The 22,615-nt window shown below is 68.6% G+C and carries 19 protein-coding genes; 9 read left to right on the forward strand and 10 right to left on the reverse strand.

All coding sequences use genetic code 11. The annotated features are described in order from the left end of the window. Positions 1-78 precede the first annotated feature (78 nt). The 5 genes from ACQY5G_RS03835 to ACQY5G_RS03855 all read left to right on the forward strand — a co-directional run bounded on the left by ACQY5G_RS03835 (position 79) and on the right by ACQY5G_RS03855 (position 5,440). Positions 79-975, forward strand: a complete 897-nt coding sequence (locus tag ACQY5G_RS03835) for a hypothetical protein (RefSeq protein WP_428277170.1) — start codon at positions 79-81, stop codon at positions 973-975. 159 nt (positions 976-1,134) lie between these two features. Beyond that, positions 1,135-2,355, forward strand: a complete 1,221-nt coding sequence (locus ACQY5G_RS03840; protein WP_428277172.1) for a hypothetical protein — start codon at positions 1,135-1,137, stop codon at positions 2,353-2,355. Beyond that, entirely contained in the window at positions 2,334-3,839 is a 1,506-nt protein-coding gene (locus ACQY5G_RS03845) for a hypothetical protein (protein WP_428277173.1), read from the forward strand. The genes ACQY5G_RS03840 and ACQY5G_RS03845 overlap by 22 nt, the downstream gene beginning before the upstream one ends. After that, on the forward strand, positions 3,836-4,555 hold the full coding sequence (locus tag ACQY5G_RS03850) for an ATP-binding protein (protein ID WP_428277175.1): 720 nt from the start codon (positions 3,836-3,838) through the stop codon (positions 4,553-4,555). Before ACQY5G_RS03845 ends, ACQY5G_RS03850 begins: the two co-directional genes overlap by 4 nt. A gap of 42 nt (positions 4,556-4,597) precedes the next feature. Beyond that, the gene (locus ACQY5G_RS03855; RefSeq protein WP_428277177.1) at positions 4,598-5,440 is read left to right on the forward strand and encodes a zinc metalloprotease HtpX; all 843 of its coding nucleotides are present in this window, start codon (positions 4,598-4,600) and stop codon (positions 5,438-5,440) included. A 93-nt stretch (positions 5,441-5,533) separates the two neighbouring features. Here ACQY5G_RS03855 and ACQY5G_RS03860 read toward each other — a convergent pair whose 3' ends face one another. The 8 genes from ACQY5G_RS03860 to ACQY5G_RS03895 all read right to left on the reverse strand — a co-directional run bounded on the left by ACQY5G_RS03860 (position 5,534) and on the right by ACQY5G_RS03895 (position 13,097). Next, positions 5,534-5,851 (reverse strand): hypothetical protein, encoded by a 318-nt coding sequence (locus ACQY5G_RS03860; RefSeq protein WP_428277179.1) that lies wholly within the window; start codon positions 5,849-5,851, stop codon positions 5,534-5,536. Continuing rightward, positions 5,848-6,480: a DNA-methyltransferase gene (locus tag ACQY5G_RS03865; RefSeq protein WP_428277181.1), complete on the reverse strand. Its 633-nt coding sequence runs from the start codon at positions 6,478-6,480 to the stop codon at positions 5,848-5,850. The genes ACQY5G_RS03860 and ACQY5G_RS03865 overlap by 4 nt, the downstream gene beginning before the upstream one ends. Then, positions 6,453-6,764, reverse strand: a complete 312-nt coding sequence (locus ACQY5G_RS03870; protein WP_428277183.1) for a hypothetical protein — start codon at positions 6,762-6,764, stop codon at positions 6,453-6,455. The genes ACQY5G_RS03865 and ACQY5G_RS03870 overlap by 28 nt, the downstream gene beginning before the upstream one ends. A 79-nt stretch (positions 6,765-6,843) precedes the next feature. Beyond that, the gene (locus ACQY5G_RS03875) at positions 6,844-7,638 is read right to left on the reverse strand and encodes a hypothetical protein (RefSeq protein ID WP_428277185.1); all 795 of its coding nucleotides are present in this window, start codon (positions 7,636-7,638) and stop codon (positions 6,844-6,846) included. Positions 7,639-7,673: 35 nt separating this feature from the next. After that, positions 7,674-9,524, reverse strand: coding sequence for a carboxypeptidase regulatory-like domain-containing protein (locus tag ACQY5G_RS03880; protein ID WP_428277186.1), 1,851 nt, complete (start codon positions 9,522-9,524; stop codon positions 7,674-7,676). Positions 9,525-9,580: 56 nt separating this feature from the next. Further along, on the reverse strand, positions 9,581-10,114 hold the full coding sequence (locus ACQY5G_RS03885; RefSeq protein WP_428277188.1) for an 8-oxo-dGTP diphosphatase: 534 nt from the start codon (positions 10,112-10,114) through the stop codon (positions 9,581-9,583). A 47-nt stretch (positions 10,115-10,161) separates the two neighbouring features. Further along, positions 10,162-11,937, reverse strand: a complete 1,776-nt coding sequence (locus ACQY5G_RS03890) for an amidohydrolase (protein WP_428277189.1) — start codon at positions 11,935-11,937, stop codon at positions 10,162-10,164. Next, entirely contained in the window at positions 11,937-13,097 is a 1,161-nt protein-coding gene (locus ACQY5G_RS03895; RefSeq protein ID WP_428277191.1) for an MFS transporter, read from the reverse strand. The genes ACQY5G_RS03890 and ACQY5G_RS03895 overlap by 1 nt, the downstream gene beginning before the upstream one ends. A gap of 243 nt (positions 13,098-13,340) precedes the next feature. On the opposite strand from ACQY5G_RS03895, the gene ACQY5G_RS03900 reads away from it, so the two are divergent. Together ACQY5G_RS03900 and ACQY5G_RS03905 are read left to right on the forward strand one after the other, a co-directional pair. Further along, complete coding sequence (locus ACQY5G_RS03900; RefSeq protein WP_428277193.1) at positions 13,341-14,783, forward strand: amidohydrolase family protein; 1,443 nt, start codon at positions 13,341-13,343, stop codon at positions 14,781-14,783. An 84-nt stretch (positions 14,784-14,867) separates the two neighbouring features. Then, positions 14,868-16,028: a sulfite oxidase gene (locus ACQY5G_RS03905; protein ID WP_428277195.1), complete on the forward strand. Its 1,161-nt coding sequence runs from the start codon at positions 14,868-14,870 to the stop codon at positions 16,026-16,028. Between the two features lie 37 nt (positions 16,029-16,065). On the opposite strand, the gene ACQY5G_RS03910 is transcribed toward ACQY5G_RS03905, so the two are convergent. Together ACQY5G_RS03910 and ACQY5G_RS03915 are read right to left on the reverse strand one after the other, a co-directional pair. Continuing rightward, a complete protein-coding gene (locus ACQY5G_RS03910; protein ID WP_310781763.1) occupies positions 16,066-16,446 on the reverse strand; it encodes a DUF2784 domain-containing protein in 381 nt (126 codons plus the stop codon). Positions 16,447-16,485: 39 nt separating this feature from the next. Beyond that, positions 16,486-17,694 (reverse strand): sulfite oxidase, encoded by a 1,209-nt coding sequence (locus ACQY5G_RS03915; protein ID WP_428277198.1) that lies wholly within the window; start codon positions 17,692-17,694, stop codon positions 16,486-16,488. An 87-nt stretch (positions 17,695-17,781) separates the two neighbouring features. Between ACQY5G_RS03915 and ACQY5G_RS03920 the strand changes: the two genes are divergently transcribed. Then, the gene (locus tag ACQY5G_RS03920; RefSeq protein WP_428277200.1) at positions 17,782-19,416 is read left to right on the forward strand and encodes an amidase; all 1,635 of its coding nucleotides are present in this window, start codon (positions 17,782-17,784) and stop codon (positions 19,414-19,416) included. Then, on the forward strand, positions 19,413-22,613 hold the full coding sequence (locus ACQY5G_RS03925; protein ID WP_428277202.1) for a carboxypeptidase regulatory-like domain-containing protein: 3,201 nt from the start codon (positions 19,413-19,415) through the stop codon (positions 22,611-22,613). Before ACQY5G_RS03920 ends, ACQY5G_RS03925 begins: the two co-directional genes overlap by 4 nt. Positions 22,614-22,615: the final 2 nt, after the last annotated feature.

The raw sequence follows: 22,615 nt of genomic DNA on the forward strand, positions 1-22,615 counted from the left end.
GTCGTCCAGCTTGCGATCGCCTCCGGCGCGTATCGCATCCAGCCACCGCGAGCCAGACTCAGTCAACTGGACGACCGTGTGAGCCTCGGATCGATCGTTGACATCCTGGTATTGGATGACCGGATCTTCGTTGCCGATGGTCTGGATCCTCGCGTCGTTGCCTTCGACTGGAGCCTGAACCCCATCCAGGTCCACGGTCGCGAGGGAGATGGTCCCGGGGAGTTCAGATTCCCGCGACGTTTGGCGGCCGCGGGGGAGGATCGGCTCGCCGTCCTCGATCCCGGCACCGGACGGGTTTCGTATCTCGATTCTTCCGGCGATTTCGAGGACGGGGTTTCGATCTCAGCCGACGCAAGCGACTTCGCGCACCACGGATCAGTCGGCCTGCTTGTGCCCGGAGACGTGTTTCCCAACCACTACCTGGTCCGCATGAACGGTACGGAGTCTGTGCCGTTCGGGGTTATCCCGGAGAACTTTCGGGAACCCGGAGGAGTGTCCCGCGATCTGGAGCGGGTTCTGCCGAGGAGCCGGAACCTCGTCACCGTGGCCACGGATGGCCGGATCTATGTGCTGGATCAACGACAGCTGGCCCTCGTCGTCTATGAGCCGAGCGGCGAAGTCGTGGAAACCCTGCTTCTTCCCCGCGCACTGAGGGAGCGCAAGATCCAGGGGGCGGATCAAGCCATCGATGCGTTCGGGGGGAGTCTGCTCAGCATCGAGTTCGTCGGCGAGCTTCGACCTCTTGATGATGGGCGCCTGTTCGTGGGTATGACCTCCGGTGACACGGTGGGTTATGTCCTCGATCCCGAGGCCCGGCAGGCGACTCCGCTCCTCACGCCGGGCGGGTCCGAGTGGACTTGGATGCAGCGGAGTTCGATCGGAACGGCCAACATGAACAAGCTCGTGATCGGCGACAGCTGGGAGGCCGAGCTCCACGCCGCGGAGACCAAGTTCGTGGAGGCCGGTCCGTTTTAGAACTCCCCGGAGCCGAAGTCAGGCTCTCTCTCCTCCCCCCGCAGCTTCTCCTGCATCTGATCGCGACCAGACCTATCTTCGGGCGGTAGATCGGATGTGTCGATAGCCCGCAGCCCATTGAGCAGCCGGCTGCGGGAGCATGGAATTCAGGAGAGCGCGATGGAATCGACGGTGGCACCAACGTCTGTCTTCAGGGGACGCGAGGGCGCGGCGGAGTCCGCGGACAGCATTCCGTGGCCTCTGACCGCGATCCTGTTCGCCTCGGGGGCCGTGATCGTGGGCATCACGTGGGACATCTCGTGGCACCGGACGATCGGGCGGGACACCCTCTTCACGCCCGCGCACCTGCTCGTCTACGCGGGCGGGCTGGCGGCGGGGTTGTCGTGCGGGTGGCTCGCGCTGAAGACGACGTTCTCGGGGACGGATGCGGAGGTCGGACGCTCCGTACGCATGTGGGGGTTCCGGGCGCCGCTCGGGGCCTGGGTGGCGATCTGGGGCGCGATCGCCATGCTCACGTCCGCGCCGCTCGACGACTGGTGGCACAACGCGTACGGGCTCGACGTCGAGATCCTGAGCCCACCCCACGTGGTCCTGGCGCTTGGAATCTATGCGATCCAGGTGGGCGCTCTGCTGATGGCGCTGTCGTGGCATAACCGCGCCTCGGAGACGGGCCGGCGCAAGCTCGCGTGGGCCTATGTGTTCAGCGCCGCGATGCTGATCCTGTCGCTCTCCGTGCTGCTCATGGAGTACACGTTTCCGAACCAGATGCACGGGGCGACGTTCCACCTCATCATGGCGGCGCTCTTCCCCGTCCTCCTCTTCGCCATCGGGAGGGCCGGGCAGATGCGCTGGCCGGCGACGTGCGCGGCGTTCATCTATACCGGCGTCTCGCTGGCGATGATGTGGGTGCTGCCGCTTTTCCCGGCGGAGCCGATGCTCGCGCCGATCCTGCGTCCGGTCACCCAAATGGTGCCGCCCGAGTTCCCGCTCCTCCTGTTCGCGCCCGCAATCGTGATCGACCTCCTGCTGCGGCGACATTCGGCGCCGGGCGAGGCGCCCGGGCGGGCCTCGACGGACTGGCGGATCGCGGCCGTGGGGGGCGTCGCCTTCGTGGCCATCTTCGGCGCGATCCAGTGGGTCTTCGCCGACTTCATGCTCTCCGAGGGGGCGCGGAACTACTTCTTCCAGGGCGACACGTGGGGCTACACGGCGGCGCCCGGCGCCTGGCAGAATGTGTTCTGGCACGGCGGCCCGTACCTCGGGGGCGACTTCTCGGCGTCGCGGTTCGTCGCCGCGGCGTGGTGGGCGCTGCCGATCGCGTTCGTCTCGGCGCGCGCGGGCCTGTGGCTGGGGAACTGGTGGCTGCGCGTCCGCCGGTGAGGCCCCGGCGGGCCGCCCGCCTCGCGCGGACGGCCGCGTTCGTGGCCGGACTGTACGTCGTGGCGACGGGGCACGTCGGGAGCAAGAACGTGTTCTTCACCGGCGAGGCGGGGCCCTACCCCGTCTCCGTCGTCATCCGTCCGCCGGAGGTCGTCCCGGGGCTGGCGGAGGTCTCCGTCCGCGTGTCGGGCGGCGGTGCGGACCGGGTGACCGTGCGCCCCGTGCGCTGGGACGCGGCCCCGGAGGGCGGCGCGCCGCCCCCCGACGTCGCCGTTCCCGTGGCGGGCGATCCCGAACTGTACGCCGCGGAACTGTGGCTCATGACGGTGGGCGCGTACCGGGTGGAGGTCGCGGTGGAGGGGGGCCGGGGGAGCGGCGAGGTCTCGGTCCCCGTGACCTCCGTCATGCTCGGAGTGCGCGACCTGCCGCCGGGTCTCGGCTGGATCCTGGCCGCACTCGCGCTGCTCCTGGTCGCAGGCGTGGTCTCGATCACCGGGGCCGCGGTGCGGGAGAGTCAGGTTCCGGCGGGGGAGGCGGCGGGTCCCAGGCGGCGTCGCCGCGCCCGGATCGCCATGGCCCTCACCGCCGTGGGAGTCGCGGGCCTCCTCTACCTGGGGAACGCCTGGTGGGAGGCGGTCGACCGGGACGTTCGCAGCGGAATCTTCGAGCGCCTCGCCGTGGAGAGCGCGATCGTGCGCGACGGAGGGACGCCCGCTCTGCAAATCGCGATCACCGATCCCGCCTGGCGGGGCCGGGACTGGAGCCCGCTGGTGCCGGACCACGGCAAGCTCATGCACATGTTCGTCGTCGGGGCGCCGGGGATGGACGCGTTCGCCCACGTGCACCCCGTTCCCGTGGACCCGTCCACCTTCCGCGTCCCGTGGCCGGACCTGCCGCCGGGCGAGTATCGCATCTACGGCGACATCGTCCAAGAGTCCGGCTTCGCGCAGACGGTCGTCGACACGGTGACCGTCGACGCGGCGGCGCTCGCGGTTCCCGGGGAGGTCGGCGAGGGCGCGACCCTGCTGCCGGACGCGGACGACTCGGCGTGGACGGGCCTTCCGATGGCGCTCTCGGGACCGGGATCCGAGATGCGGCTGGACGATGGTTCGATCCTCGAGTGGCAGGGCGACCGGGAGCTGCGGGTCGACGAGGAGACGGTGCTGTCGTTCAGGGTCTGGGATCCCGACGAGAAACCGGCCGAACTCGAGCCCTACATGGGGATGCGCAGCCACGCCGCGCTCACGAGGGATGACGGGGCGGTGTTCGTGCACCTGCATCCCGCGGGCACGATCTCGATGGGCTCGCTCTCGGTGCTCGCGCCTGAAGGGTCGCCGATGGGCGGCGGCGGCGCGGCGTCCCCCACCGGCGTCGTCGAGTTCCCGTTCGCATTCCCGCAGCCGGGCGAGTACACGATCTGGGTGCAGGTCAAGCGGGAGGGCCGCGTCCTCACGGGGGCCTTCCAGGCGACGGTCATGGAGTGAGCGCCGGAGCAGGCGAACGCATCGCGATGTGCTTCAGCGGCGGCAAGGACAGCGCTCTGGCTCTGCACGCGCTTCAGCAGTCCGGAACCTGGCGGGTCGAGACGCTGATCACGACGGTGACCGACGCCTACGAACGGGTGAGCATGCACGGCGTGCGGCGCGCGCTCGTGCGCGACCAGGCCGAGGCCATCGGCATCCCGCTCGTCGAGGTCGTCGTCCCGCCGCAGTCCTCGAATGAAATCTATGAACGGGCGATGGGAGAGGCCTTCGACCGGCTTTACGAGGACGGAATCCGCCGCGTGGCCTTCGGGGACATCTTCCTGGAGGACCTCCGCGAGTACCGCGAACGGCAACTCGCCGCCTCGGGGCTGGAAGGTCTCTTTCCCATCTGGAGGCAACCCACGGGGGCGCTCGCGCGTACCTTCATCCGGGACGGGTTCGAAGCCATCGCAGTGTGCATCAACCCGGCGGTGCTGGACGCGTCCTTCGCGGGCCGCTCGTTCGACGCCCGCTTCCTCGCCGATCTCCCGGAATGGGTCGATCCGTGCGGGGAGAACGGAGAGTTCCATACCTTCGTGTGGGACGGTCCGATCCTGCCGCGACCGATCCCGGTCGCACGCGGCGAGGTCGTGGAACGAGATGGTTTCGTGTTCTGCGACCTGCTCGCGGCGGATGCGGACATCACCGCGGCGCAGGGCGTCGCGGTCGGACGATAGGACCGAGAAGAGAGACGTAGAGGGACTTCGGAGGGATAAAGGATGTTCAAGGTATTCGGCCTCATGGCGGGCCTGACGCTTCTCCTGGTGTTCGCCGGCCAGATGTTGTTCGGGCAGCAGGGCGCGGTGCTGTTCCTGGTGTTGTCGGGGGCGATGAACTTCGGGATGTACTGGTTCAGCGACCGGGTGGTCCTGCGCATGTACCGGGCCCAGGTCGTCGACCGGTCGCAGGCGCCGGACCTCTACGACCGGGTGGAGCGCCTGCGGAAGCGGGCGGGCCTGCCGGCACCGGTCGTGGCGGTCTCGCCGCAGCCGCAGCCGAACGCCTTCGCGACGGGGCGGAACCCGGAGCACGCCGTGGTCTGCTTCACGCAGGGGATCCTGCGCGCGCTGCCTCCCCGCGAACTGGACGGTGTGATCGCGCACGAACTTGCCCACATCAAGCATCGGCACATGCTCGTCGGCACCGTCGCCGCGACGATGGCGGGCGCCATCGCGATGATCGCCTCCATCGCCCGCTGGGGGTTCATCTTCGGCGGCGGACGCGATGACGGCGACAACCCGCTCGGCATGCTGGTCATGGCCATCGTCGCCCCGCTGGCGGCCGTCATCATCCAGATGGCGATCAGCCGTCGCAACGAGTTTCAGGCGGACCGCACCGGGGGCGAGATCACGGGCGATCCCATGGGTCTGGCCGGCGCCCTGAAGCGTCTGGAATCCGGCGCCCGCCGCATTCCGATGGAGGTGAACCCGGCCGGGGCCTCGCTCGCGATCGTGAACCCCTTCGCGGGTCGACGTCGCGGTCTTACATCCCTCTTCACGACCCATCCGCCCACCGAGGAGCGGGTCGCCGCGCTGCGCGCCCAAGCCGCCGAGAGGCACTAGTCAAGGCGAAGTGGAGGCGCGACTCCCGCGTCCGTTGGGAGTAGCCGGCCGGGACCTAAGCCAGCCCGGAACGCAGGGGCCTCCGGTGAGCGTTCAGCGGGTTCTTCGCTGCCAGCGATCTTCGTAGGCGGTGCAGATCCGGCGGATCATCGTCGCGTAGTCCATGGGGTCCCCCGTCCGGGGCGCCGGGGTTCCCGTGACGAGCTTGGGGTCTTCGGCGCGAGGGGCTCCGTACGGCAGGTCCGGGTTCTTCCTCAGGTTGCTGTTCGGGGGGACGGGCGATCCCGGCGGCGGCCCCACCGCCAAATCGATATTCCAATCCTGGTAGTTGACCCTGACCGTGTGATTCAGCTTGGCTACGATCTCGCCCGCCCGGGCTCGTTCCGCGAAGGCGGGACAATGCTCGATCATGTCATCGACGATCGCGAGGCAAACGGCGTTGCTGTGGGCGTCGGATCGAGGATGGTAGTTGTTCTCGGCCAGGTGGCGGACGAACGCCTCGGGCTGGTGAGCATGGCGGCGGCCGTTGTCGTCCCCGTCCCCCAGAACGGATCGAGGACGGTATCCCCCACGAAGCTGAACATCTGGATCAGGCGGGAGGCCAATTCCACGGGGAAGGGCGCCGGATGGCCTCGCTTGCGGGCTTCGCCGCGGATGTCGTCCCAGATCGACCGAAACCAACGCTGGTGGTCGTCTGGCTCGATGAGGCTGAGCGCTCGCTGGGCCGCGGTGGGTTTCCGGTAGCTCCCGGGCTTTCGCAGCATGAGGATGGTTTCGATGTCGTTCTTCACGATGGCGTTGGGCTCGTACGGCTTACCCAGGAATCCAACCCCCTTCGCCTCCGTCGCCATGTTGGCGATCTTGTACCAGCGGATCGGCGTGAGGTAATCGAACCCGATCCGGCGCGCGCGAACCGAGATGTCGGCCGGAAGCGGAAGAACGTGATGCCGACCTCCGGCCCGGCGTGAAATGCAGACGCTTCCCACGACGACGCACAGCCGACCGCCGGGAGTCAGGAGGTCGTAGCACCGCCGCCACACCCGATCCAGTTCGTCGAGGAACGATTCGTATTCGTCGATGCCGCCGAGTTGGCCGTCGTCCGCCCGGCCCCATCGTAGTCGATGAGGTTGAAGTAGGGTGGCGACGTGACGACGAGGTGGACCGGCTCCCCGATGTCGGACATGTCTCGAGCGTCGCCGAGGTGCAGCCGGTGCGTCGTCCGGTCCGGCGCGGCGCCGTCTCGCCAAGCCTCGATCTTGGCCTGACGCTTCAGGCGGAGCGAGGACTCGGCTCCGGACATGATTTCGTTGACGCCTACCGTCATTCCGCCCTTGCACCCCTCGTCGTCAAGCGTCTGCGTGGTGGACCACTCAACGTAATGCTTCGACAGCCGCCGAGCATGGCTACCTGGTTGCCCACGCTCTCATCTGCCCGCGATTGGGATCGGTGCGGTCGAAGTGAAGCACGCCGCCGAACCGGGTCTCGTCGACGGCGAGCCGATAGAAGGAGACGACGTCGCGAGCCCGCCTCGGCACACGGGAGCGCAAGTCCTCCAGCAATGCCGCCTCCAGATTCCGTCGCAGGAATCGGCGCAGGGACGTGTAGTAAAAAACCAGTTCCCGCGGCGTCGAACTGTCTGCATCGATCCAGAGGACGCCTCGAACGTCGACGACGCTCCGGTCCGGCTTCGGCTCGAAGGCCAGCCCCACCCTGGCCGCATCTTCTGTCTCGAGCGTGCTCAGGCAGTGCGTCGCCAGAAACCCCGGAGATGCGAGCGTCTCACCGTCCGGCGTGTAGAACGTGGCCTCCGCATCCCGATCCACCTGCGCGTACCCGTACATCTCGACGTGCTGCCCCGACGCGGTTTCCACCGCAGTGGGTACGACGACCGTCATGGAATCGGCGCTGAACGCTCGTCCGCCGCGACTCAACGAGACGCTCGGTCTTGTCATCCGGACCTGCAGGTTGCGGAGATCCGCCGTGGACGATGTCGATGTCAGAGCCGGGAGGACCGCTTCGTAGAGTTCGAAGGCTTGCCGCAGTTCGTCAGGCGTGGTCGGGCAGATGCTCTGCCCTGTGACCAGCAGGTCCGGCAGCGGAATCGGCCGGACATCCTGAGCCGCGAGCGGGAGCGCGAGCAGCGCGAGTCCGAAGACCGCAACCCGGGCGATCCGGATAAGGAGGGATCGGTTAGTCATCTTCACCTCTTCGCCGTGAATCAGGATCTGCCGAGCTATCCGCTCCAGATGATGATCGCGCCGCACCGGTTGGATGGAGCGGCGAACTCCCCGGGCAGGGAGACGGCCCGGAGGTAGACTTCGATCGCGACGATCTCATGCGGAGCCGCCAGGTCGTCCACGCCCCCCTGCTCGAAGTCCCAGGCGCGGCCATCGATGACCAGCGTGCCGTTCAGGTAGACGGACATGTGGGAGCATCTCCTCGCGCTCGGCGATACGAGGCGGCACGTCTGTCGCGGGCAGACTTCGCGCAGGCCGTCCACCTCGGTGAGGAGGTCGGTGAGGCGGGTGGGCGCGAGGGCTCGAATCCGCTCCCGTGTGAAAAAGTGTCCGCGGCCGCGCGTCGCGCTCTCCCGCCGGCGTTCGTAGAAGCCGACTTCCATGAGACGCGGATGCCGCCGCTCCGCCACGATCCGCGGCCCCGCCGCCGGCGCGGCGGCGCCGGGCGCGGGAGGCGGCGCGGGGTCGAGTTCGACGCGGACGTCCACCGTTGAACCGGAGGGGACCGGGATGGTGTCTCCGGCGACACCGGCGTCGGGGTGGGATACGGCGAGCCCGTAGTCCCCGGGGATCAGGTCCGGAATCGCGAAGAGACCGTGCTCGTCGCTCGTTGTCAGGTGCCCGGCCTCGGCGGACGGGCCACGGCCGCCGGGGGCCGGTGCGGCCTCGGCCGCCGCCAGCCTGATCTCGGCCCCCACCACGGGTTCGCCTCGCTGGAGATCGAAGACGCGGCCGGCGACGTAGCCGTAACGAGCGATGGGGATCACCAGATCCCGCGTCACGGGGACCGTATCGGCCGCCACGGGGGCTGTCTCGCCCGCCACGGGCGCCAGTTCGCCGCTGAGGCCGGCGAACCTGGCCCAGATGCTCACGTCCGTCCGCGGATCGAGGTCGCAGAACCGGAAGCGGCCGTTGTCGTCGGCCGTCGTCTCCTTCTCGCGCTCACGGCCGCCCGGTTCCGTGATCCAGGCCGTCACGGTCGCCCGGGGCAGGAGAAGGCCGGTCAGGGCGTCCGTGACCGTCCCCTCGACCACGAGCGGAGCCCGGTCCGTTCCGGGGTCGGGCTCGCAGAGAACGATCCGCCGCTCTTCGAGCTCGGCCTCGGTCAGCCATTGGCGTGTCCAGATGAGGACTGTGGGGCAGAACCCATCCTCGCCCCCCGCGCTTATCAGAGGCTCGAGGCCCGGCACCTTGTGAGGTTCGTCGTGGAACTCGACGCCTCCGATTCGGTGATAGGCGAGCCCGGTCATGAAGCCGACGCGATCCCGGCGGCCATCGATGAGGATCTGTGGACGGCACAGGCTGAAGCTGGTGGCCCGGTTCAGGTTGAGAATGCGCTCGCTCATGTTTCGCCAGCCGATGATCAGGGGGTCTCCCCCGCGGCGGATGTCCTCGGGATCGTAGAATCTGCTTCGAGCGCTGCCGAGCGCCCGGCGCTCGTAGAAACCGACCTGCTCCAGGTACGACGGTCTCCACTCGACGTTGACCTCGAGCGGGGCGACTTCGATCGCGGCCGGTTCGATCCGGAACTCCAGCGATAGCGTGCCGTCGGCCCGCGCCTCGACCTCGGTCGTCCGCGTACCGTATCCGATGTGCCGGATCTCGAACGTGTGTGAGCCGGCGGGGACGACCAGTTGGAACGCTCCGTCCGTGGTGGTGAGCGTCGAGAGGTCCAGCGCGGGGATGGAGACGAGCGCCGCCGAGATGGGTACTCCGGTGCCGGCGTCGAGGAGGCGTCCCGCGATCGCTACCGGCTGCTGCGACGCGGCGCTCCGAGGGAGAGCCAATCCCGCCATCGCGGCGAGCGCCAGGAGCGCGGCACGGCGCGGGACCGGGTTTCGCGACATCGGATTCGTCTCCTGCGGAGCTTCCGCGCCCCGGCGGCGGATCGTCGCCGAGTGCTTCAGAGCGACTCCGGGCGCAGGCGCTCGGTGTCGGAGAGACAGACCACCCGGCAGTGTACCATTTCATCGCCCTCGAAACGCGCGTACGCCTCGAACCGGCGGTCCTCGATCAGGTGCGGCAGCCAGTGGCGGTCGTCCTCCCACATCCGATCGTACGGGATGTCGTCTACGGGCGCCCACACGGGGGTCGCCTCGCTCGTCTCCACCGGCTCTCCCTCCAGCGCGTCCGACCGGAACACGTGGATCAGGATGGACATGCCGCTCAGCACCTCGAATCCCACTTCGCCGACCTTCCGGGGCGCCACCGGCCGCGCGCGCAGTTCCTCCTGAAACTCCCGCATCGCGGCCTCGATCGTACTCTCGCCGGGTTCGACCTTGCCCCCGGCCCCGTTCAGCTTGCCGGCGCCGAGGCCGCGCTTCTTGTGGATGAGGAGGATTTCCCCTTCCCGCACGATGTAGAGGAGGGTCGCGTTGAGGTCCGGCTCCCAACTCTTCGGAATGGGACGTTCCGTCGCGAGAGGTCGAGGTTGCATTCGTTATCCTTTCCGCGGCGGGAGAACCCGGCAGCGGCTGGGGCGCGTCATGGCATGGAGACGCTCGCGCGTTCGAAAACGACTTCCCCGTTGAAGACGGTCATCTCGCACGACAGGTCACGCAGTTCGATCGTCGGGACGGTGAGCGGGTTGCGGTCCCAGACCGCGAGATCCGCGTATTTTTCGGGTTCGATCGTCCCGACCTTCTCCTCGAGGAACATCTGGTGCGCGGCCCAGGTTGTGAACGAGCGCAGCGCCGTCTCGACGTCGACGGACTCGCCGGTGCCGTACGGGTCGCTCCCGTAGACGCCGAGCAGCGGCTGGCGGGCGACGGAGGCCCAGACGCCGTAGCGCGCCGGGTAGGGAGTGACGAAGAAGTCGGAGCCGCTCGCCCAGATCATGCCCCGGTCCTGGTAGGAGCGGAACGGATTCAGCCGCAGGGTTCGCTCGGGCCCGAAGTTCCCCGCGTAGGTGTCGCCGATCCACCACGTGAAGGTGGGGGACGGCTCCGGGTAGCCGGCCTGCCATTCCCGCTGGAGTTCGGCCATCGCGTCGAGCGCGCGGTCCGTGGGGATGTTCGAGTGGATGATTCCGTGCCGGAGCCCGCGGGTCGGGGTGGCATCGAGCGCCTCGATGAAACTGTCGACGGTCCAGTCGATCGCGCGGTCGCCGATGGAGTGGATCGAAACGTGGAGCCCGGCGTCGTGATAGGCCCGGAAGCTGCGGCGCAGTTCGTCCGGGTCCATCGTCGGATAGCCGCGGTTTCCCGTGTCGGTCTCCGTGCGCTCCCGGTTCCAGTCGTCGTACAGCCAGGCCGTGCGGGCGCCGCCGCTGCCGTCGATGTACAACTTGACGCCGCCGGCGATGAGCCGGTCGTCCCCCGTCGACTCGTAGGGCCGCGTGAAGGCCGCGAGGCTGTCGGCGTAGGCGCGGACCTCGTCCAGCGTCCCGTCGCGGGCGTCCCACAGGGCGAAGATCCGGACGGAGAGGTCGCCGTCGGCGAGGACATCGCGGTAGGCCTCCCACGTGCGGCGGCCGATCCCGGGATCCTTGCCGCCGGTCATGCACTCGGCGTTGAAGGCGTCGGCGAGCGAGCGGATCCCCTCGCGCCGCTCGCCGGGTCCGAGCGGCGGGATGAGGCGGGTCACGAGACCCATCGCGGACTCCTTGAGGACGCCGGTCGGCTCCCCGGCCGCGTCGCGATCGATGGTGCCGCCGGGCGGGTCGGGCGTGTCCGCCGTGATGCCCGCCATATCGAGGGCGAGCGAGTTGGCCACGCCGTAGTGGCCCATCGTGTGCGCCAGCCACACGGGCTGCCCCGCGGCGACGGCATCCAGGTCGGAGGCGTAAATGTAGCGCAACTCCTCGAGCTTCCCTTCGTCCCAGCCGCCGCCGCGCACCCACTCGCCCTCGGACAGCCGCCCGGCCTGCTCCGCGACCATGCCCTGCACGTCCGCGATGTTCTCCACGTTCGGATAGCTGAGGTCGAGGCGGTACAGGCGGTTCGCGCCGCCGTTCGCGAAGTGGACGTGCGCGTCCATGAGCCCCGGCGTCATCGCGCGTCCGTCGAGGTCGATGCGGCGGGTCTCCGGGCCCGCGAGCGCCTCGATCTCCGACGTCGCGCCGACGGCCACGACATGTTCGCCGCGCACCGCCACGGCTTCGGCCACGCGGCTCTCCGCGTCGAGCGTGATCACGCGTCCGTCCACGAGGATCAGGTCGGCCGGCTCGGCCGGTGGCCCCCCACAGGCGGCGAGGACGGCGCCGGCCAACACGACGACGGTGCCGGCCAATGCGACGACGGATGGGTTCGGTCGGTTCATCACTGGGCTCTACGGTAGGGGCGAAGCGAGGGCTGCATCGCGAAGAGCGCCCCGAGCAGCAGGAGCGGCATCGACCACGCGGTCGCGACTACGGGCCCGAACGCGTCCGCGAACCCGCCCACGACCGGAATCGCCAGCGTCCCCACGGCCCACGCGAGCCCCATGACGATGCCCGAACTCACCGCCGTCCCCGAGGGGAGGATCTCCTGCGCCACGACGACGATCGGAGGCAGCAGCGCCATGTTCAGGAAGCCCGCGCACACGGCCATCACGATCGCGGCGGGGCTGGCCGGCGCCAGCGTGAACGCGAGGATGTGCGTGGGCACGGCGAGCACGCTGATCGCGGCCAGGAGGTGCTGCCGGTTGAACCGGTCGGTGAGGAAGCCGGAGGCGAGCGTCCCCAGGCCCTGGGCGCCGAGATAGACGCTGAGCACGACGGCGCCCGCCGTCTCGCTCTGTCCCGCGCGGTGGGCGATGATCGGGATGAAGGTGAGGATCGCCTTCTGCGCGAAGGACCCGACGACCGAGATCCCGAACACGAGGCCGAGCGGCCCCCTGAGTTTGCGGAGCACCTCCACCGGGGGAGGCGGCGGGGTCCCCGGCCCCACCCGGGTCCGACCCTTCGCGACGAACCAGAGGGCGATCCCGAGCACGACCCCCGGGATCATCGCGATCCACAGTCCGGAGAGCCCGAACAGGCCCACGATGGCGACCGCGCTGATCGGCCCCAGCGCGAAGCCCGCCGCCCCCCCGAAGGAGAAGATTGACATGCGCACGCCGCTTCCGCGACCGTCTCCGGCGCGCGCGACGAGCGAGGCCCCCGGCGGGTGAAAGGCGGCCGACCCCAGTCCTCCCACCGTGAGCAACAGGAGGAGGACGAAGTAGCTGGGCGCCATCCCCAGCAGCGAGATGAACACGCCCCCCACGATCGGCCCCGCGGCGAGGAAGGCGCGCCTCCCGAAGCGGTCTGCCAGGTAGCCGAAGGCCGGCTGCGGGAGCGCGGTCGAGATGGAGAGTACGGTCGACAGCGTCGCGGCCAGCGTGATCGAGAGGCCGAGGTTGTCCATGATCCGCGGCAGCAGCGGCGGCAGGAACGCGGTGTACGCATCGATCGTCGTGTGCGAGACGACGATGAGCGCCACGACCGCCGCGGGACGCATCGACGTGCGTCCCGGGAGGCCGCTGGGAGGATTGGCGAGTGCCGCGCTCGGTTCGTGCAGTGTGAACTCCGATCCCGTTCGGATGGCAGCCGCGTGCCGACGGCTCACAGTATACAGGATCGAGTCCGTCGTGGAGGAACGTGCGCGCATCTATGTTGAACCTCCCGGCCGTCCGCGTTTCGGGTGAACCGGAGGCCGACACGTGTGCCGCGCGAGGTGTAATCGATGGTTCGGAGACAGCGGATGCAGCGGAAGCGGTCGTTCCTGGCCCTGGGACTCGGCGGCCTGTCCCTGACCCTTGCCGGATGCGAGGGGGTCGTGATGGACCTCGTCGATCTCGTGGACGAGAACGCGACCTACGTGGTCACGGGGGGGCACTGGCTCGACGTGCACGCCGGGACCCTCGTCGAGAACGAGGGTATCACGATTCGCGACGGGCGGATCGTCTCCATCGGCCCTCCGGCGGATAGAGCCGACGTCACGATTACGATCGACCTCGACCGGGAAGCGACGATCCTCCCGGGGTTCTTCGACCTGCACGCTCACTACGCGGTGGATTTGTTCGGCGATGGCCGCGTCGATGAGACGGCCGCCTATCCCGAACTCTTCCTCGCCAACGGCGTGACGACGACCTTCCCGGCCGGCGAGCTGGATCCGGTCCGCATGCGGGAGCTGCGGCTCGCGATCGAGAGCGGCGAGCGCAGGGGTCCCCGGCTCCTCAACTCGGGCCCCTACTTCGGATCGTGGCGGCAGGGCTGGGACGACGACGCCATGACGCCCGACTCGATCCGCAACGAGGTGGACCACTGGGCGGCGCAGGGCACGGCCGGCTTCAAGGCAAAGGGGGCCGGGCCGGAGCAGCTCTCCGTGCTCATCGAACAGGCGCACGAGCACGGACTCACCGTCACCGCCCACCTCGACTCCGGATTTGGGAACACCGTGAACCCCCGCGACGCGATCCTCATGGGCATCGACCGCGTCGAGCACTTCCTCGGGGGCGACATGATGCCGGCCGACCGCACGGCCTACGCTTCGCTGCAGGAGTTCGACGACTTCGAGGGGGACGCGCTCCGCGACATCATCGACCTCTACGTCGACCGCGGCGTGTACTTCGACCCCACGCTCTCCATCTACGGGTACTGGGGTCCGCACGACCCGGAGATGACGGAGTACTGGACGGACGAACTTCGCTTCCTGACGCCGTACATGCGGGAGATCGTCGAGGCCCGGCCGCCCCGGCCCGTGAACGAGTCGTTCGCGAAGATGTCGCCGATCAAGCGCCGGACGCTGAAGGCCTTCTACGACAGCGGTGGACGCGACCTCATCACGCTCGGCACGGACCTCCCGAGCTGGGGACGGTACTGGTCGCCGTTCGCCATACACCGCGAACTCCTCGCGTTCGCGCGCGCCGGCGTCCCGCCCGCGGACGTCTTCCGCATCGCGACCCTCAATTCGGCGCGCGCGATGGGCCTCGATGACGAACTCGGCAGCATCGAGGAAGGAAAGATCGCGGACCTCGTGATCGTGCGGGGGAACCCTCTGGAGGACATCCGGGCCGCCCGCGACGTCTGGTTCGTCTTCGCGCGGGGACGTCTTCATTCGCCGGAAGAGTTGCTCGCGACGGCGGAGGGCAGGATCGGGCCCACGGATGCATCGGAGGAGTCCGCGTGGAGACCCGCTCGCTGAGAGGCGCGGTTGCGATGACGTCTTGCTCCGACGCGTGATCGGACCCGAGCTTGCAACATACGATCCCCGAAGGCGAGGTCTGACATGATGAGCCAGCGAAACCCGATTCCACGACGACAGGTGCTGATCCAGGGCGGCGCGGCGGCCGCCGGTCTCGCGGTCCTGCCGACGGACATCTTCCGCGGCTGGCTCGCCGGGTTCGATCAGGAGGCCGTGATCCCGTGGGTTCAACGGCCCCACCCCGGGTTGACGGAGCGGATGAATATCCTGAACTGGGAAGAGCTGGACTCCTGGATCACGCCGGTCAGTCAGATGTTCCGCGTGGGGCACTACGGGTTGCCGGTGATCGCGGAGAGCGACTGGAATCTCGAGATCGGCGGACTCGTGGACCGGCCGCGGACGTTCAGCCTCGCCGAGCTGAGAGCGCGGCCCCGCCAGGAGGTCGTGTTCACGCTGGAGTGCTCCGGGAACCGCGGCCGTCCCTCGTTCATCGGCGGCGTCCACAACGCGCGCTGGGCGGGGACCCGGCTCGCCGATGTCCTTGCGGAGGCCGGCGTTCAGGAGGACGGAATCGAGGTCGTCTTCTTCGGGGCGGACGAAGGCGAGGAGGAGATCCGGGGCAACACGGTGACGCAGAACTTCGCCCGCAGCCTGTCGCTCGAGGACGCGATGAATCCCGACATCATCCTCGCGTACGAGGTGAACGGCGAGCCGCTGCCGACTGCGCACGGATTTCCGCTGCGGGTCATCGCGCCCGGCTGGTACGGCATCGCGAACGTGAAATGGCTGACGCGGATCGAACTCCGCGACCGCCGCTTCATGGGCAAGTTCATGGCCCGCGACTACGTGACGCTGCGAGCGGAGGAGCGCGACGGCGAGACGGTGTGGACGGAGACCTCGGTGGGGCGCGTGAACATCAACTCCGTCCCCGCGAAGGTCACGCGGAACGGCGACGGCTACGCGATCCACGGGGCGGCGTGGGGCGCGGACATCGCCTCGGTCGAGGTCCGCGTGGACGAAGGGCCGTGGCAGGCGGCGACGCTGGGCGAAGGCCAGGGCGACCCGTACACGTGGACGTTCTGGCGCATGGACTGGGACGCCACGCCGGGTCGGCACGCGATCGTCTCGAGGGCGATCGACGCGGACGGCAACATCCAGCCGGCGGCGGACGACCCGATGCTCGTGAACAAGCGGACGTACTGGGAGAGCAACGGACAGCTCACCCGCAACGTCGTGATCGACTGACCGTCCCCTCCCCCGGCTCGCGAGCGGGGGCCGCGGCTCAGCGAACGCTTCGGGCGCGCCGGCGCAGTCGGCGCAGGAGCCAGGCGTACGCCACGGCGTTGAGCGCCAGCACGGACAGCCCAAGCCAGATCTGGATCTCCCGGTTGAGCGCGCCGGGATAGATGATGGGCAGCAGGTAACGCTCGATGAAGCCGCCGGAGTAACCGGCCTGGCCGCTCGCGATCCGGAGCCTGACCTCCAGCGGCGTGAGCGGGCAGATCCAGCCGGCGAACTCGATCAACGCCCCCCACACGAAACAGGGCACGTGCGCCCACGCGAGCCTCGGCCAGCGGATCGCCGCGAATCCGCCGGCGACGACGAACGCGATGAAGAGCAGGTGGACGACGAGGACGAGGTCTGCGAGCAACCGGTACAGCACGGCGATCCGGCCTCCGTCAGCGCGCCGTCCGGGATCGCTTCATTCCACCTGCACGGGGTGCGGGAGCGGGACGTTCAGCAGGTAGCCCTTTTCGTTCATCAGAGGCTCATCCGGCTGCGTATTTCCCGCCGCATCCGTGGCGCGGGTGGCCAGCGTGTGCGTCCCCGGCGTCGCGTCCCACTCGAACTCGAAGCGTTGCCACGCGAGGGGCAGAATCGGATCGACGATCTCGGCCTCCAGCCACGTCGTTCCGCCGTCCGGACTCCATTCGACGGCGGATACCGGTCCCGCCGGCGCGTGCGCGAACCCGTGGAGGACGTGGGACCCCGGCGCCAGCTGCGCGGGCCTCGGAAGGGCCAGCGCACTCTTCACGACGAGTTCCGTGATCACCGCCCCCTGAGCGGGCGCATGCTCCTCCGCCGGCCACTCGTCGCCGATGAGGACGTAGGACGACGTGTTGTTCGAGTTCCACACCCGCTCGGTGGAGAGCTGTATGGACCCCAGCCACTTGATGCTGCTGGACCCCGACCATCCGGGAACGACGGACCGCGCCGGGAATCCGTGATCCGCGGGAAGCCGCTCGCCGTTCATGCGCAGCGCGATGATGGTGTCGGGATCCCGCGCCTTGGCGAGCGGCATGGCGCGCTCGAATCCGGTGCTGTCCAGCCCCACGAGATTCACATCGACCGTTCCCGGCCGCACGCCGGCCAGGTCGAGCACCGTGGCGACCGACGGCCCCGACCACTCCGCGCACCCCACGGCTCCGGTCGTCCATTGGCCGCCGCTCGCCCGGGTGCCCGTGAGTTCCGGATACAGACCCCGCCAGTTTCCGGCGCACTCCAGATAGGCGGTGATCGTATGCTGCGGCAGCGACTCGAGGGTGGACAGGTCGAGCCGCAGCTCGGTCTCCGCGCCGTCCCCCTCCACTCGAAGCGAGTAGCCCTCGGGGTCGATCGTCGGCGTGGGCGAGTGGTTTCGGACGAAGAACAACTCGTTCGGCGTGATGAATCCGTCGACGAGTTCGAGCCGCGTTTCCAGATTCAGGGTGCGCTGGATGAAGGGCGCTGGATCCTTCGCCCACCGGGGCGGCCGCTCCCCGCGGGAGGCGATGGCGGCTTCGGCGTCCGTCGATGACCCCGCGTCTCCCGCGCGGCCGCAGGCGGCGAGCCAGGCCGCGGCGGGTCCCGCGCTGGCGGCGCGCACAAAATCTCGACGGGTGAAGAGGGCGGTCTCGACTCTCCGCTTCATCGGCGACACCTCGCGGTTCCGGCGCTTGGCATATCGGTGCGATTGGGCAAGTTTAGATGTATGCGACTCAAGAGCAACGCACCCGCGATGCCTTGGCGTCCGCGGATCGTCGATGGCGGCCAGCGGAAGCACCGCTCGATCCCGGCGTTACTGTCCGCTGCGCTCGCGGTCGGGCCGGTCGCGTGCACGTCCGAACCCGGCGTCGAGGCCGACGCGGTCTTCGAGGTCGTGGAGGCGACGATCGGCGACGTGCAGGCGGCGATCCGCGATGGGACGACGACCTGCCGCGAGGTCGTGGAGCGGCATCTCGCCCGGATCGCGGCCCATGAAGACGCGATCAAGGCGATCACCGTGCTCAACCCCCGGGCTCTCGACCGCGCGGATCGGCTCGACGCGGCGCAGGCCGCCGGCGAGACGATGGGACCGCTCTTCTGCGTCCCGATGCTCGTCAAGGACAACTTCGACACGCACGACATGGTCACGACCGGGGGGTCCATCGCTCTCGCGGACAACCTTCCGCCCGACGACGCCTTCATGGTGCGGAAGATCCGCGAGGCGGACGCGATCGTGATTGCCAAGACGAACATGGCGGAATGGGCCTTCAGTCCGCGTCAGTCCGTCAGTTCCTCCTTCGATACGACGCGCAACGCCTACGCCCTCGACCGCGTCCCCGCCGGATCCAGCGGGGGGACGGCCTCGGGGGTCGCCGCCTCGTTCGGCGTCATCGGGCTGGGCAGCGACACCGGCAACTCGATCCGCGGCCCCAGCTCCCACCTCGCCCTGGTCGGGATCCGTTCGACCATCGGCCTCACGAGCCGCGACGGGGTCATCCCCCTCTCCTTCGACCGCGATATCGCGGGCCCGATGGGCCGGACCGTGGAGGATGTCGCGCGCGTGTTCAACGTCGTGGCCGGCTACGATCCCGCGGATCCGTACACGGAAGCGGGGCGCGGCCGCGAGGAAGAGGACTACACGGCCTTCCTGGACGCCGACGGGGCGCGGGGCGCGAGGATCGGCGTCCTGCGCGCGCTCGCGGACCCGGAGGAGACCGATGGGGAGATTCTCGCGCTTTTCGAGGCGGCCATCGACGACCTCGCGGCGCTCGGAGCCGGGATCGTGGACCCCTTCGAGTTCGACGTCGCAGCGGAACTGGGGCGGGAGGGGATGTTCTGCCGCCGCTTCCGCTACGACATGTGGGTCTATCTGCGGTCGCTGGGGCCGGCGGCGCCGATGACCGACGTCCTGGAGGTGCTGGAGGACGGACGATACTCCGACTACGCGCAGGCTTCGCTGCGGCGGAACGAGGGGGCCCCGCTCGACGTACATCCGTCCGAATGGGACGAACCGTGCCCGGACTACGCGGAGAACGAGGGCCGTCAGGCCTACCTGGCGAGCCTCGTGGAAGCGATGGATGACGAACGCGTGGACGCGATCCTCTACCCGTCGTGGCTCTGCGTGCCCGCCCCTATCGACAGGGGGGACGAGGAATACTGCGGCGACAACAGCCAGCGCGTGGCTCCCGCCACCGGGATGCCCGCGATCACGGTCCCGATGGGGTACACTTACGGCGAGTTCCCGGCGGGACTGCAGATTCTTGCCCGGCCGTACGACGAAGGGCTTCTCTTCCGGCTCGCGTACGGATACGAACAGGCGACACGACACCGCCGTCCCCCGGACGGGTTCCAGCGGGACGGTTTCCAGGAGAAGGAGGGAGCATCATGAGGTCCCGAATATGGCTGATCGCCGCCCTCGCCATCGCGTGGCCGACGGTTTCGCTCGCGCAGGACGGAGCCGTCAGCGGCACCGTGACCAACGAGGAGGGCCTTGCGATTTCCACCGTGACGGTCACGGCGACGGGGACGCCTCTCGGCGACGAATCGCGCACGGCGATGACGGATGCACAGGGCGTGTACACGCTCGACGGCCTCCCGCCGGGTACATATTCGCTGCGCTTCACCTTTCCCGGTTTCGTCGAGGGAGTCGTTTCGGGCGTCGTCGTTCGGGCCGGTGAGCGCACGGACGTCGACACGCAGCTGGCCTCCCAGCGAACCATCGTGTTGGAGGACCTGACCGCCGTGGTGACCGGGTCGCACTTCTCGGCGCCGCCGGAGAACCTGCCCTACGCGGTCGACGTGACGGACCGCGAGTCGCTACAGGAGCAGGGCGCGCCGCAACCAGTGGACTTCTTCAAGAAACTGGGCGCCGCCCACGGCATGATCGGCGAGCGCAACGGCTGGTACAACCAGAGCGGAACGCTCGTTCCGGAGACCGCGACCAACGTCAATCTGCGAGGCCTGGGCGCCTCGCGAACGCTGACGCTCCTGAACGGCCGCCGCCAGGTGTACACCCCGGCGAGACTTCCCGGCGGCAGGTTCGTGGACATCAACGCCTTCCCCTCCATCGCGCTCGACCGCATCGAAGTCCTGAAGGAGGGCGCGTCGGCCATCTACGGCTCCGACGCCGTGGCCGGCGTGGCCAACTTCGTGACCCGGGGAGATTTCCAGGGATTCGAGGTGTCGGCTTCGCACGACTACTTCAGCGGCGCCGGCGACACGAATGTGGGTGCCATCTGGGGCACGAGCCTGGGCGACGGAACCAGCGCCGTCCTTTCGGCGGATTGGGCCATGCGCCGGGAGCTGCAGGCCGAGGAGCGCGACTGGGTGCTGCGCCCGTACCCCGGGCCGGGCGGCGGCGGCTGGTCCTACTACGGGAACCCCGGGGCCTTTCTGCGCCCGACGCTGACCGGCACCGAGACTCCCGGTCAATACGTCAGCGCGCTCATCCGTTCTCACTACGGGGACAGCCAGGGCGACGCCCGCCTGTTCGTTGATCCGGGCTGCGAGGGCCTCGGCGGAACGGACGCCGGCATCACCTGCCGGTTCCGATACGGGCCGTGGGACAACCTGATCGAAAACCAGTGGCACGCGCGGGTGTTCGGCGAACTGAACAGCGAGTTGAGCGAGAACACCTTCGTCCACGTCGAGGGGCTGTGGTCGGAGGCCGCCATCCCCAACTGGTACACGACCCCCTCCTTCCCGCCGACATCGCTGTACGACGGCCTTCAGGTCGTGATGCCCGAGAATCCGGGCAGGCAGGCATTCTGCAGCTCGAATGCGGCTGCGGCCGGCTTTGCCACGCAGGCGGCATGCCTCGAGGACGACTGGTTCTTCTTCGGGCGGCTGGTAGGCAACAGCGGTCCCGGACGAACTCTGACGCGGTCGTCGCGTACGCAGAGGGTCGCAGCTTCGCTGGACCACCACGTTGGCGAGACGGGCGAGCTGGACGTTGCCGTCGGCTACTCCCGGGCGGCGGGCAACGTGAACCAGCCGGCGGAGTACGCCTACCGCAAATACCTGGCCTTTCGCGGTTTCGGTGGACCCGACTGCGGAGTCGGCGTCGTTGTCGACCCCGCGTCGGCCGCCGGGATGAGCCTCGGAGACACGGGCGGCGCCGTGGCGGGCCAGGGCAACTGCATGTTCTACAATCCGTTCAGCAACGCGATCCTTCGCGCGCAGCAGCCGGGCACGACGTACACCAACGCGGACAATCCGGGCTACGATCCCGCGGTCGCCAACTCGCCCGCGCTGATCGACTGGATCAACGAAGAGGTGGACCTCTTCAGCACCGCCGAGCTTCTCACGGCCGAGGCCACGTTCACCAACTCGCTGACCGACGCGATCGGCTACGCGTTCGGCTACCAGTTCCGCTGGTTCGATGTCACGGGCCAACCCAACGACCCGGGGAACCAGCGTCTCAACCCCTGCCAGGTGCCGGGCGACCGGAGCTGCCTCGACCAGGCGGGGCCGTTCACCTTCACGACCGGGTACTTCCCCTACGAGAGTTCACAGACGGTCCACCGGTTCTACGGTGAGCTGCCGATAAACCTCGGCGACCGGCTGGATCTCCAGTTCGCCGCCAACTACGAGTTCCACGATGTTGCCAGCAGTTTCGACCCGAAGGCGGCCCTCGCCGTCCGGTTGATGGACTCCGGCGACTATCAACTTTCGGCGCGGGCATCCCTCCAATCGACGTTCCGCGTCCCGTCCGTCGACGATGTCAACACGGACAAGATCACGGCTCTCGAATACGTGTGGGAGACGGACGTCTACAAGGCGGTGGACACGTACGGGAGCCAGGATCTGGTGCCGGAACGGGCCACCACGGGCAACGTGGGCCTCGTCTTCTTCCACTTCCCGAGCCGTACGCAGGCGACGTTCGACTACTGGACGTATGACTTCAAGGACATCATCAACGTGGTTCCCTATACGGCCGTCACGAGACTCTACGACGAGGGCGGCGCGAGCCGGGAGGCGGTGAAGGAGTTCATCAAATGTCCGGACGGATGGGGGACGGGAACGTGCGACGCGGCTCTCATCGAACGCATTCGGATCGACCTCGTGAACTGGCCGGGCATGAAGACATCGGGCCTCGACTGGAGCCTGTCGACGCGCCAACCGGTCGGGAGCGCGGAGATGTCGTTCGGGATCGACGGCACCTACACGCGCAAGTACGACGTCATGGCGCTCACGCGAGGAGGCGTGGAGCTGCAGGCGGCGACGAGCGGGGCCGGACTGCTCAACCGCAACAACCCCATCGCGTGGCCTCTTCCGCAGTGGAAGTGGACGGCATCCGTGGGGCTCCACACGGAGCGTCTCACGGCGGTCGGCAACGTCTACTACATCTCCTCCTACGACGACCCCGACTCCGCCGATGAGGACCATCGCGTGATCGGTTCCTTCGCCACCGTGGACGCAACTTTGATGATGAAGGTCACCGACCGAATCGATGGCTTCGTCACCGGATTCAACCTGCTGGGAACGCCTCCGCCCCTCGTCAACTGGGAGACCTCGTACGACGGCTTCACGCACGACCCGAAGGGACGGCGTCTCAAGGTGGGGATGACCTATAGGGTGAACTAGGA

Origin of the sequence: Candidatus Palauibacter sp., assembly GCF_965261555.1 — a bacterium.
Classification (GTDB): Bacteria; Gemmatimonadota; Gemmatimonadetes; order Palauibacterales; family Palauibacteraceae; genus Palauibacter.